The 13,102-nt window shown below is 56.7% G+C and carries 9 protein-coding genes; 3 read left to right on the plus strand and 6 right to left on the minus strand.

The annotated features are described in order from the left end of the window. Positions 1 to 31: 31 nt before the first annotated feature. Together ET34_RS0100350 and cueO are read right to left on the minus strand one after the other, a co-directional pair. Positions 32 to 2,392, minus strand: a complete 2,361-nt coding sequence (locus tag ET34_RS0100350) for a membrane-bound PQQ-dependent dehydrogenase, glucose/quinate/shikimate family (RefSeq protein ID WP_031518510.1) — start codon at positions 2,390 to 2,392, stop codon at positions 32 to 34. Between the two features lie 255 nt (positions 2,393 to 2,647). Beyond that, a complete protein-coding gene (gene cueO / locus ET34_RS0100355; protein WP_031518512.1) occupies positions 2,648 to 4,198 on the minus strand; it encodes a multicopper oxidase CueO in 1,551 nt (516 codons plus the stop codon). A 608-nt stretch (positions 4,199 to 4,806) separates the two neighbouring features. Between cueO and ET34_RS0100360 the strand changes: the two genes are divergently transcribed. From ET34_RS0100360 to speD, 3 genes are all read left to right on the plus strand, one after another. Further along, positions 4,807 to 5,154, plus strand: a complete 348-nt coding sequence (locus ET34_RS0100360; protein ID WP_031518514.1) for a YacC family pilotin-like protein — start codon at positions 4,807 to 4,809, stop codon at positions 5,152 to 5,154. A 111-nt stretch (positions 5,155 to 5,265) separates the two neighbouring features. Beyond that, positions 5,266 to 6,132, plus strand: a complete 867-nt coding sequence (gene speE / locus ET34_RS0100365; RefSeq protein WP_031518515.1) for a polyamine aminopropyltransferase — start codon at positions 5,266 to 5,268, stop codon at positions 6,130 to 6,132. 14 nt (positions 6,133 to 6,146) lie between these two features. Then, positions 6,147 to 6,941: an adenosylmethionine decarboxylase gene (gene speD / locus ET34_RS0100370; protein ID WP_031518517.1), complete on the plus strand. Its 795-nt coding sequence runs from the start codon at positions 6,147 to 6,149 to the stop codon at positions 6,939 to 6,941. A 26-nt stretch (positions 6,942 to 6,967) separates the two neighbouring features. On the opposite strand, the gene yacL is transcribed toward speD, so the two are convergent. The 4 genes from yacL to lpdA form a co-directional block, all read right to left on the minus strand. Beyond that, a complete protein-coding gene (yacL, locus tag ET34_RS0100375; RefSeq protein WP_031518519.1) occupies positions 6,968 to 7,330 on the minus strand; it encodes a protein YacL in 363 nt (120 codons plus the stop codon). 144 nt (positions 7,331 to 7,474) lie between these two features. Then, a complete protein-coding gene (gene acnB, locus ET34_RS0100380) occupies positions 7,475 to 10,072 on the minus strand; it encodes a bifunctional aconitate hydratase 2/2-methylisocitrate dehydratase (RefSeq protein ID WP_152548329.1) in 2,598 nt (865 codons plus the stop codon). A gap of 473 nt (positions 10,073 to 10,545) precedes the next feature. Then, on the minus strand, positions 10,546 to 11,277 hold the full coding sequence (gene traT / locus ET34_RS0100385; RefSeq protein ID WP_031518523.1) for a conjugal transfer complement resistance protein TraT: 732 nt from the start codon (positions 11,275 to 11,277) through the stop codon (positions 10,546 to 10,548). A 332-nt stretch (positions 11,278 to 11,609) separates the two neighbouring features. Next, positions 11,610 to 13,034: a dihydrolipoyl dehydrogenase gene (gene lpdA, locus ET34_RS0100395; RefSeq protein ID WP_031518524.1), complete on the minus strand. Its 1,425-nt coding sequence runs from the start codon at positions 13,032 to 13,034 to the stop codon at positions 11,610 to 11,612. Positions 13,035 to 13,102 lie beyond the last annotated feature (68 nt).

Genomic DNA, 13,102 nt, shown 5'->3' on the forward strand with positions numbered 1-13,102 from the left:
GTGCTGCCGTCAGGCAGCTGCATCGGACAGATTATTTCAGGCGGAACGCAACCATGCTGTCACCGGCTTTCGTCCCCAGCGAGCCGTGGCCGCCAGCGGCGATCACCACGTACTGCTTACCGTCTTTCCCCATAAAGGAGGACGGCGTGGCCTGCGCGCCCGCGCTCAGCTCGGTCTGCCACAGCAGTTCACCGGTGCTGCTGTCATAGGCGCGGAAGAAGTTATCCGCTGTCGCGCCGTGGAAGACAACATCACCGGCAGTGACCAGCGGTCCACCGTGAGCGACCATGCCCATCGGGAAGCCAATCGGGAAACGACCCGGCAGGAAGCTGGTGTTGAGGTTTTTGGTAGTCCCGACGCGGCGCAGCCACTCGGTTTTACCGGTTTTCAGGTCAACACCCACCATACGACCCCACGGCGGCGCGATACACGGAATGCCCAGGCTGGAGGCCAGCTGCTGGATGTGAATCGCGTAATCGCCGTGGAAGTTTTCGTTCCAGTACGGGTCGCCGTCTTTGGTGAAGGTGCGTGCCGTGGCGGTTTCCGGAGTACGCTTGATCAGCGTGTATTTATACGCCAGACGTACCGGCGAGGCGATCAGCAGCTGACGCTCCGGATCGATAGCCACAGAACCCCAGTTAAACACGCCAATGTTACCCGGGAAGACAATCGCGCCTTTTTCAGTGGCAGGCGTCCACGGGTTGCCGTCATAGCGCAGATTTTTGAAGTCGAGACGACAGGCCATCTGATCGAACGGCGTGATGCCCCACATTGACTTCTCGGTCAGCGGCTGCGGAATGAAGTTCAGGCTGGACACCGGCTGCGTCGGGGCAAATTTCTCGCCCGGCACGCCGCCTTCGGTGGAGACCGGCACCTGGTTTACCGGATAAACCGGTTCGCCCGTCAGGCGGTTGAGCACAAACAGGTTACCGGTTTTGGTCGGAAGCACCACCACCGGCTGTTTGTTGCCCTGATAGTCGATGTCGAGCAGTGACGGCTGAGACGGGTTATCGCGGTCCCAGAGGTCATGATTTGAACTCTGATAGCGCCATTTGAAGGCACCGGTTTTCAGATCCAGCGCCACCAGCGCATCACGGAACTTTTCGGTGTTGCTGTTGGCGTCACGCTCGATGCCCAGCTCGTCCGGGGACGCGTTGCCAAACGGCACATACACCAGGCCGTTTTTCATATCGGCGCTCAGGGTGCCCCAGGCAACCGGCGTGTCGTACGGGTAGTTCTTATCAGCCGCAATCGGCTGGGTGTTTTCCGGGGTAGCCGGATCGAAGTTCCACACCAGACGGCCCGTTACCGCGTCGTAAGCGCGAATAACGCCTGACGGGTTGCCGCTGTTGAAACCGTTATCCATCACCGAACCGCCAACGATCACCAGATTACCGGCGACCAGCGGAGCAGCGGTCTGCATCAGCGCATGCGGGCGGACTTCACCCATATTGGCATGCAGATCAACCACACCGTTGTTACCAAAATCGGCGCAGAACTTGCCGGTATCCGCATCAAGCGCAACCAGTTTCGCATCGGTGGTGGCGTTGAAAATACGTTTGCGGCACAGGGCAGGCTCCGCAGGTGCGTTTTCTGCACCAGCCGCCGCGCTGTCGAAGTAGCTCACGCCGCGGCAGGTCTGGTGCTGCTGCAGGTTAGAACGATCTTTCTCCGGCACGTGTTTCCATTTCACCGCCCCGGTTTCCGGGTCGAGAGCGTGAACTTCGTTATGCGGCGTACAGAAGTAGAGCATGCCGTTGGCTTTCAGCGGCGTGGCTTCAAAGGTGTACTCGCTGGCGTCGCCGTCCTGACGCACATCACCGGTGTGGTAGGTCCAGGCAACTTCCAGGTCCTTCACGTTCTGGTTGGTGATCTGCTTCAGGGAAGAGAAGCGCAGGCCGTTGGTGGTCCCGCCGTAGGCAGTCCAGTCGTTACCGGCGACCGCAGCCTCAGAGGCGACACGCGGATTGCTGATGGTGCCTTTCTCAGGAATCGGATCGTAGAAGCTCAGTCCGGCCACCAGCAGGATCATCACCGCGACGGTAGTGCCGAGGAACGGATGGAAGCGACGCTCGTTGTGGGTCAGGGCGCGCACGGTCCAGGGCAGAGCCAGCCAGAGGCCAATCACGCCAAAGAGGTCGCCGCGCGGGATCCACTGCCATTTGTCGAAGCCGACTTCCCAGATTATCCACGCCAGGGTAATCCACATCAGTACGGCGTAGAGGCTCAGGGCGCTGCGTTTATTGCGGAACAGTAAAAATGCGGTAATAAGCAGGCCAATGGCCATTAGCGCATAGAAAGGACTGCCGCCAGCAAACAGCAACTGCCCTCCCATGAGCAGCAGCGCGATGCCGAGCAAGGCAACCACTACGCTGGTTATTTTAGTAATCATCGTCATCCCATATAAGTTTACATAACGTTCACAAAAAATTACGAAATTATGATACGTCCGTCACAACTCAGAACGAAATGAAATCGATGCGGGAAGTTAGCGATTCGTGCTTGATTAGCGGGCTAAGGGAATAGTGGAGCGTAGCGGAGAGTGAAAACCGGCGGGTGCGCTGCGCTTACCCGCCCAGCGAGAATGTGGAAGATACCCCAGGGCGGTATGCCATGCGCACCCGTTACCCGCCCCAGGGTACGGACATCACGCCACGGTAAACCCGAGCATCATGCCGGTATCCTCATGCTCCAGCAGGTGGCAGTGCGCCATATAGGCTTCGCTCGCCGCCGCCGCGTGATCGAAACGCAGCAGCACTTCGCTGCGGGCGTTTTCCACCCAGACCGTGTCCTTCCAGCCGGCGCGATGCGCCGCTGGCGGCTTGCCGTTTTCCGACAGAATGCGGAACTGGGTGCCGTGAATATGGAACGGGTGCAGCATCATGTCGCCTTCGCCGGAAATCACCCAGCGCTCGTACTGCCCCTTCGCCACGTTGAATGCCGGTTTCGTCATATCAAACGCGTTGCCGTTGATCCGGTTGGCATGATGGAAATTGAAGCCGTGGCTGCCGTGGTTCATGTCGCCGTGGTTCATCCCGCCGTGACCCATGCCATGATGCGACATGCCCGCCAGCGCCTGCTTGCCGTAGCGCTGCTCCAGCGCCTGCATCCCCATCATGTCGAGCATCGGGTCCATCGAGAGCTGGAGCGTGCGCTGATTCAGCCCCTCCAGCGACGGGAGGGGTGGAACGTCAACCAGCGCATCCGGCAGCGCGCCGGACGCCGGAATACGCAGCGGCTGGATGTGCAGTACCGGATGCGGCTTATCGAACGGGGCGAGGGTCATTCCCATCTGTTTTACCGGCAGGGTCACGATGTCGAAGGCCTTACCGTCCCGGGTATCCACCAGCACTTCGAAGCGCTCGCCCATCAGCATGGGCAGCTCGGTGACGCGTACCGGCTCAGCCAGCAAGCCGCCGTCGCTGGCGATCACGTACAGCGGGCGGTTATCGCTGGCAGCGATTTTCAGCGAACGGGCGTTACAGCCGTTGAGCAGGCGCAGACGCAGCCAGCCGCGCGGCGGGGCGTGCTGCGGGTTGATCGCCCCGTTGGTCAGCAGCGTATCGCCAAACCAGCCTACCGCCGCGGTCATCACGTCGAGCTGATAATCAATGGCACCGTCAGCGCTGAACTTTTTATCCTGCATCACCACCGGCACGTCATCGATACCCCACTGCTGCGGCAGGCGCAGCCTGAGCAGATCGTTATCTTCAATCAACACCAGCCCCGCCAGCCCCATAGCCACCTGATGCCCGGTTTTCCCGTGCTGATGAGGATGGAACCAGCAGGTCGCCGCCCGCTGTTCCGGCGTGAAGGTGACGCTGCGCGACGCGCCCGGCGCGATAACGCCCTGCGGCCCGCCGTCCACGCTACCCGGCACCTCCAGCCCGTGCCAGTGAACCGTGCTCTCCTGCGGCAGCTGGTTGCGCAGCGTTACGTTCACCGCTTTCCCCTGCCGTAAACGCAGCGCCGGGCCAAGCAGATTGCCGTTATAGCCCCAGGTAGTCGCCGTTTTCCCGGCAAAGGTGCTCTGGCCCTGGGTCAGCGTCAGCATGATGTGGCTGCGCGCGTCCGGCTCCAGCAGCGGCGGGATCGGCAATGAGGGGCGCTCAGCGGCAAACGCACTGCGGCTCCAGAGCGGCAATGCGCCAAGCGCACTCAGCGCAGCAGAATATTTCAGAAAGTCGCGGCGATGCATGTTCATTTCCTTATTCTCAGCAAGCATGCCCCGAGCATAAACCCTCCCCCTGCGGGAAGGTCAAGCGGGCTGAGCGGGTAAACGTGACCAGAACGGATTTATAGCGCGATGCGGTGGGGTCAAGAAGGAGTAAGAGCTGCCTGTGCGGCAGTGAACCGGATCGCGTAGCACGCGAAACAGGTTCACTATTTCTAAGCTGCCTGTACGGCAGTGAACTGAAGCGGATCTCGCTCAGGTTATTGTTTCTGTTGCGATTAAGCAAAAGATTCTCGTTAATACCCTTTTTTTCAGAATGGTGTTCGGGTTACGAAATATCAATGGGTTACAGGAAGGGTTAGAAAAAGGGTCTATCGCCTCGCCGGAGTGCAATAAAAAAATCGAACGCGAAACAGCGGCAATTTCATCCGGCCATCGGCCAGAACATGATTTTTTATACTTCGGTTTCTCTTACCGCCCTCGTGGTAAAAAGCTTTCATTTTGGTGATTTCTCAGAAGCGGCAACCAGGCCGCGCGAGCTGCGCCAGCAGGGAAACGCGTAAGGAAATAACCGCCTCGTGGTGAAATGAATTATGCTATCGTTTGGTATCTTTTTACGAATGGTAGACGTAATGAATAAGTGGGTCAGGGGTACATTGCTGGGCTGTTTACTGAGCTTTTCTGCCAGCAGCTTCGCGCTGAGTGAATCGGAAGCCGAAGACATGGCCGATCTCACTGCGGTGTTTGTGTTTTTAAAAAATGACTGCGGCTACCAGAATTTGCCCAATGGCCAGATACGTCGCGCGCTGGTGTTTTTCGCCCAGCAGAATCAGTGGGATCTGAGTAATTACGACAGCTTCAATATGAAGGCGCTTGGGGAAGACAGCTACCGCGATCTCAGCGGCATCGCTATTCCTACCGCGAAAAAATGCAAAGCCCTTGCCCGCGACTCGCTGAGTCTTCTCGCTTACGTGAAGTAAGTAAAGTAACGTCAATCCCGCCAGTCCCCAAAGCCATGACCGTGCATCCACGGTCATTGTTAGCTATGATGTTGCGCCCTTTTTACGGGTGTTAATAAGAGGTATCTACCAGTGACCGATAAAAAAATGTGGCACGAAACGCTGCACGATCAGTTTGGTCAGTACTTTGCCGTCGACAACGTGCTCTATCACGAAAAGACCGATCATCAGGATCTGATCATTTTCGAAAACGCGGCCTTTGGCCGGGTGATGGCGCTGGATGGCGTGGTGCAGACCACCGAACGCGATGAGTTTATCTATCACGAGATGATGACCCACGTTCCGCTGCTGGCGCACGGCCACGCGAAGCATGTGCTGATCATCGGCGGTGGTGACGGGGCGATGCTGCGCGAAGTGTGCCGCCATAAAAACGTCGAAACCATTACCATGGTTGAGATCGACGCGGGCGTCGTCTCCTTCTGCCGTCAGTATCTGCCGAACCATAACGCTGGCAGCTACGACGATCCGCGCTTCACGCTGGTAATTGACGACGGCGTCAATTTTGTTAACCAGACGACGCAAACGTTTGACGTGATCATCTCCGATTGCACCGACCCGATCGGGCCGGGCGAGAGCCTGTTCACCTCCGCATTTTACGAAGGCTGCAAACGCTGCCTGAACCCGGGTGGCATTTTCGTGGCGCAGAACGGCGTCTGCTTCCTGCAACAGGATGAAGCCCTCGACAGCCACCGCAAGCTGAGCCACTACTTTGCCGATGTGAACTTCTATCAGGCGGCGATCCCGACCTACTACGGCGGCATCATGACCTTCGCCTGGGCGACGGATAACGACATTCTGCGCCATCACTCCAGCGAAATTATCCAGGCGCGCTTTGCCGCCAGCGGTATCCAGTGCCGATACTACAATCCGGCCATTCATACGGCAGCATTTGCTCTGCCGCAATATTTACACGATGCGCTGGACCGTCAGCCATCCTAAGGGGGTGAACGAAATTGAAAAAACTCAAACTGCATGGCTTCAACAACCTGACCAAAAGCCTGAGTTTTTGTATTTACGATATTTGCTACGCCAAGACGGCGGAAGAGCGCGATGGATACATCGCTTATATCGACGAACTATACAACGCCAACCGTCTGACCGAGATCCTGTCAGAAACCTGTTCCATCATCGGTGCGAATATCCTGAACATTGCGCGTCAGGACTATGAACCCCAGGGCGCCAGCGTCACCATTCTGGTGAGCGAAGAGCCGGTCGATCCGCAGCTGATCGATAAAACCGAGCATCCTGGTCCGCTGCCTGAAGCGGTGGTCGCGCACCTTGATAAGAGCCACATCTGCGTGCATACCTATCCGGAGAGCCACCCGGAAGGCGGACTGTGCACCTTCCGCGCCGATATCGAAGTCTCAACCTGCGGCGTGATCTCGCCTCTTAAGGCGCTGAATTACTTAATCCACCAGCTGGAATCGGATATCGTGACCGTCGATTACCGCGTGCGCGGTTTTACCCGCGACGTGAACGGCATGAAGCACTTTATCGACCATGAAATCAATTCGATTCAGAATTTCATGTCCGATGACATGAAAGCGCTGTACGACATGGTGGATGTGAACGTGTATCAGGAAAATATTTTCCACACCAAAATGCTGCTTAAGGAGTTCGATCTTAAGCACTACATGTTCCACACCAGACCTGAAGATCTGACAGAGCAGGAACGCAAAACCATTACCGATCTGCTCTGGAAAGAGATGCGCGAAATTTACTACGGCCGCAATATCCCCGCCGTATAAGCCGCACACGAGGCAGGGACGCTTCGTTAACGCTGATTCATAAATTCGCGATAGGCATGGATGACCTGCAGGAAATCCTCAACGCCGCAGAAGCACAGGCTCTCTTCATCGTAGTAGCTCATGCCCTCTTCCATCTCGTCGCCGGCAAATTCCAGCTGATTGGCGCGGATAATCACCTCTTCGCCGTCCAGCCACAGGGTATATTCATGCCCGGCGCGCTGCCACTGACGCTCGCTGCCTTTGGTTTCACTGGCCGCCTGCTCAACCTCATCCAGCAGTGCCATATCGCCCTTCACTTCCTCATTAAGCCAGTGGCCGACTGCTTCGTGGCCCATTGACATGCGTACCTTCACCACGCCGGTGATGTCGCGTAAAAATTCGTAATCCATCGTGGTTTCCTCTGCAAAGCCATTACGCTAATTATCGCAGCAGGAAGGAAGAAAAAAAGCATGAGCGGTGAAAGGAGTGAAAATAAAAAAACCCACCGCAGGAGCAGTGGGTTTTTGTTGGGCACGCAGCCCCTGTAGCGGTTATTACACGGCGGTCTGGAAGATGACGCCGTCCGCTTTCTCGGTGTACTGAGAGAGCTGGTCGAAGTTCAGATAGCGATAGGTATCCACCGCCGTCTTATCGACCTGCGCCACGAAGGTCTGGTACTCCTCCGGCGTCGGCAGTTTGCCGATCAGCGCCGCAACCGCAGCCAGTTCCGCAGAGGCCAGGTAGACGTTCGCTCCGGTACCGAGACGGTTCGGGAAGTTACGGGTTGAGGTGGACACCACCGTCGCACCGTCCGCCACGCGCGCCTGGTTACCCATGCACAGCGAGCAGCCAGGGATCTCGATACGCGCCCCGCTCTTACCGAAGACGCTGTAGTAGCCCTCTTCGGTCAGCTGCGCGGCGTCCATACGGGTTGGCGGCGCGACCCACAAGCGGGTCGGCAGCTGGCCCTTATGGGTATCCAGCAGTTTACCCGCCGCGCGGAAGTGACCGATGTTGGTCATGCACGAACCGATAAACACTTCATCAATGGTGTCGCCCTGCACATCAGAGAGCAGGCGCGCATCGTCCGGATCGTTCGGTGCACACAGGATTGGCTCTTTGATATCGGCCAGATCGATGTCGATCACCGCCGCGTACTCGGCGTCAGCATCGGCTTCCAGCAGCTGCGGTTCCGCCAGCCATTTCTCCATGCCCTGAATACGGCGCTCCAGCGTGCGGCGATCGCCGTAGCCTTCCGCAATCATCCACTTCAGCAGCACGATGTTGGAGGTCAGGTACTCGATAATCGGTTCCTGATTGAGTTTGATGGTGCAACCGGCCGCTGAACGCTCGGCGGAAGCATCGGTCAGCTCAAACGCCTGCTCAACTTTCAGATCCGGCAGACCTTCGATTTCCAGGATGCGGCCAGAGAAGATATTTTTCTTCCCTTTCTTCTCAACGGTCAGCAAGCCCTGCTTGATGGCATACAGCGGAATGGCGTGAACCAGATCGCGCAGGGTAATGCCCGGCTGCATTTTGCCTTTGAAGCGCACCAGCACGGATTCCGGCATATCCAGCGGCATTACGCCGGTGGCAGCAGCAAAGGCTACCAGACCAGAGCCCGCTGGGAAGGAGATACCGATCGGGAAACGGGTGTGGGAGTCACCGCCGGTGCCGACGGTGTCCGGCAGCAGCATGCGGTTCAGCCAGGAGTGAATAACGCCGTCGCCCGGACGCAGCGACACGCCGCCGCGGTTCATGATGAAGTCCGGCAGCGTGTGGTGCGTGGTGACGTCCACCGGCTTCGGATAGGCGGCGGTGTGGCAGAAGGACTGCATCACCAGGTCAGACGAGAAGCCCAGGCACGCCAGGTCTTTCAGCTCGTCACGGGTCATCGGCCCGGTGGTGTCCTGCGAACCCACGGAGGTCATCTTCGGCTCGCAGTACGCTCCTGGACGAACGCCGGTGACGCCACAGGCGCGGCCCACCATTTTCTGCGCCAGCGAGAAGCCGCGGCTGCTCTCCGCCACATCTTTCGCGTGACGGAAAATATCGCTGTGCGGCAGACCCAGTGCATCACGCGCACGGGTAGTCAGGCCACGACCGATGATCAGCGGGATACGACCACCAGCACGCACTTCGTCGATCAACACATCGGTTTTCAGCTCGAAGCTGGCCAGCAGCTCGCCGGTTTCGTGGTTGCGCACTTCGCCTTTGAACGGGTAAACGTCAATCACGTCGCCCATGTTCAGGTTATTCACGTCAACTTCGATCGGCAGCGCGCCAGCATCTTCCATGGTGTTAAAGAAGATTGGCGCAATTTTGCCGCCCAGCACCAGACCGCCGCCGCGCTTGTTCGGTACGTACGGAATGTCATCGCCCATAAACCACAGCACCGAGTTGGTTGCGGATTTACGGGAAGAACCGGTGCCCACCACGTCGCCGACGTAAGCCAGCGGGAACCCTTTCTGATTCAGCGCTTCGATCTGTTTGATCGGGCCAACCACACCTGGCTGATCCGGCTCGATGCCTTCACGGGCATTTTTCAGCATCGCCAGAGCGTGCAGCGGGATATCCGGGCGCGACCAGGCGTCCGGAGCCGGAGAGAGGTCATCGGTGTTGGTTTCGCCGGTGACTTTGAAAACGGTAACGGTGATTTTTTCAGGCAGCGACGGGCGGCTCAGGAACCACTCAGCGTCAGCCCAGGACTGCATTACCTTTTGCGCCCAGGTATTGCCGGCTTTTGCTTTCTCTTCGACGTCGTAGAAGTTATCGAACATCAGCAGCGTATGGGACAGCGCTTTCGCGGCAATCGGTGCCAGCGCGTCGTTATCCAGCGCCTCGATCAGCGGATGGATATTGTAGCCACCCTGCATGGTGCCGAGCAGTTCAATCGCTTTTTCAGGGGTAACCAGCGGGGATGTCGCTTCGCCTTTGGCGATGGCGGCCAGGAAACCGGCTTTAACATACGCGGCTTCATCTACGCCTGGGGGTACACGGTTGGTAAGCAGATCTATCAGAAATTCTTCTTCGCCAGCGGGCGGGCTTTTTAGCAGCTCGACGAGTGCGGCCATTTGGGTTGCATCTAAGGGTTTTGGCACAATCCCCTCGGCGGCACGCTCAGCTACGTGCTTACGGTATTCTACTAGCACGACGGTTCTCCTCGCTCTCATTGTCATAGTGCGGCAGGCGTTCTCTTCACGCTCCTGTGAGACAGCAGTTTGTAGGGTATATGCCCGGTACCGCGACGGGCAGCATAGCAGGATTTTGTGGGAGTGTTAATCTGTTTACAAAAAAGCAACATTAAATACTTGCTGAATCGTTAAGCAGCGAATAACACAGTTCATAAGGTCATTTTTGGGCACAAAAAAACCGCCAGCGGCGGTTTCGTTGTTGTCCTGGGTGGTAGCAGGCACCGTCAGACAGGTATTGTGGCAAGTAAGATACGCCGCTGATATTGCCACCGCTTTTCAGCACGCGCAAGCATGCCTGGCTATTTTGCGTACCGCTTTCAGAATTTACATCGGGATTGCTGGCAACGCGTAAAAACGGTGGGATCGGCGAAAAGGTGAGCATTGATCTACTGGCCGCCCCTCGGGGCGGCCTTTTACATCTTCAGCGGTGATTACAGGATGTTAGCAACAGACTTGGCCAGCTGTGCTTCCAGAACCGGCTTCGCCTCTTCGAACTTCAGGTTAACTTTGTTGGCGTTGGATACTACGCGAGTCTGGTATTTAGCGCGATCGCCTTCAGACGTGCTGGTCTGCAGTTTGATACCGGACGTACCCTGACGCAGTGCAGCGATGTTATCGGTGGTGACTTTCGCTTTGCTGCGCTCGGAAATCTGCAGATCGGTGATCATGGTGAAGTTCACATCTTCCACCATTGCATCTGCCGCCATACCGATCAGGCCCGCTGCCAGGCCAACGCCCAGAGCTGCACCGCCGGAGTTGCTGTTGTAGGCAGTGATGCCTGCACCCAGCGCCGCGCCGGCAACAGCGCCTTCATAACCGCTGCTCAGGAAGCCCTGCGCATCACGCAGATCCATTTTATCGGCTTTCAGCACGTTAGCCTGCACCCAGTAGTACGCAGTATCCGGAGAGCTGGAAACCTTGTAGCCCTTGGCAATCAGATCGTTGGCAATCAGCGTCTGCAGGTTGCTCATGTCTTTGTCAGACGTGTTTTTAACCTGGATGTAGACCGTTTTTTCGCTGGAAGGCTCCAGCCAGATGGTCTGGCTCATCTGGGTTTTCACTTCCAGATTACGTTTCTTGATTGCCGTGCTCATCGCGCCACAGCCTGAAAGCGCCACGGTCGCCATGACCAGGCCTACAACTGCCAGTTTTTTCAAAGACATGTTTCTTCCTTTTTAACGTACAAAAATCCCAGAGTAACGAAGGGAATAAGCCAGGAAAGCCGCAGAGGCTGAAGGATGAAGGCAACGAGGAAAAAGGTCACAGCAGGCAGAACAATGAAAACACTCCCTGTCCGGCAAATACCATCTATCCATAACACCCTCATCACAGGGAAAGCGAACCGTGCGTTCCTGATGAAAGTTGCAACATTATAAAGAGAGTATCGGCAGAGATGGAGGGATATTTAATCGATAAATCAATCAGATACCTACTAAAAATGGTAGGCAGGCATAAAAAAACGCCTCCGGAGAGGCGTTTTTTGCAAAAGCAGAGATTATTTTTTCTTCGCTTTCGGGTTCGGCAGGTCTGTGATGCTACCTTCGAACACTTCGGCTGCGAGGCCCACGGACTCATGCAGCGTCGGGTGCGCGTGGATGGTGAGCGCGATGTCTTCAGCGTCACAGCCCATCTCGATTGCCAGACCGATCTCACCCAGCAGCTCGCCGCCGTTGGTGCCGACAATCGCGCCGCCGATAACACGGTGGGTTTCTTTGTCGAAGATCAGTTTGGTCATGCCGTCTGCACAGTCAGAAGCGATAGCACGGCCAGACGCTGCCCACGGGAAGGTGGCAGTTTCGTAGCTGATGCCTTTCTCTTTCGCTTCTTTCTCGGTCACACCTACCCATGCCACTTCTGGCTCGGTGTAAGCGATTGACGGGATCACTTTCGGGTCGAAGTAGTGCTTCATGCCGGCGATAACTTCCGCAGCAACGTGACCTTCGTGCACGCCTTTGTGCGCCAGCATCGGCTGACCGACGATATCGCCGATAGCGTAGATGTGCGGCACGTTGGTGCGCAGCTGTTTGTCAACGCGGATAAAGCCACGGTCATCCACTTCCACGCCCGCTTTACCGGCGTCGAGGTTTTTACCGTTCGGCACGCGACCGATGGCAACCAGTACGGCATCATAGCGCTGCGGTTCCGCAGGGGCTTTTTTGCCTTCCATGGTGACGTAGATACCGTCTTCTTTCGCTTCAACCGCGGTCACTTTGGTTTCCAGCATCAGGTTGAACTTGTTGCTGATACGCTTGGTGAAGACTTTAACGACGTCTTTGTCAGCAGCCGGGATAACCTGGTCGAACATCTCAACCACGTCAATGTCTGAACCCAGCGCATGGTATACGGTACCCATTTCGAGGCCGATGATACCGCCACCCATAACCAGCATACGCTTCGGTACGGATTTCAGCTCCAGCGCATCGGTGGAGTCCCACACGCGCGGATCTTCATGCGGAATGAACGGCAGTTCGATCGGGCGGGAGCCCGCTGCGATAATAGCGTTGTCGAAGTTGATCACGGTTTTGCCGTTCTCGCCTTCCACTTCCAGGGTGTTAGCCCCGGTGAATTTACCCAGACCGTTTACCACTTTCACTTTACGGCCTTTGGCCATGCCAGCGAGACCGCCGGTCAGCTGAGTGATAACTTTTTCTTTCCAGGTACGAATCTTGTCGATATCGGTCTTCGGCTCGCCGAAAACAATACCGTGAGTCGCCAGCGCTTTGGCTTCTTCGATAACTTTCGCTACGTGCAGCAGCGCTTTTGATGGGATACAGCCGACGTTAAGGCAAACACCACCGAGGGTGTTGTAACGTTCAACGATTACGGTTTCCAGACCCAAATCAGCGCAACGGAAGGCCGCAGAGTAGCCTGCCGGGCCTGCCCCAAGTACCACGACCTGAGTTTTGATTTCAGTACTCATCATGACCTCTTAATTTTTATCCGGCGGGTCTGACGCTACCCTCTTTTGAGGATATTTTTATTAACGTC

The sequence above is a fragment of the Siccibacter colletis genome, from assembly GCF_000696575.1.
Classification (GTDB): domain Bacteria; phylum Pseudomonadota; class Gammaproteobacteria; order Enterobacterales; family Enterobacteriaceae; genus Siccibacter; species Siccibacter colletis.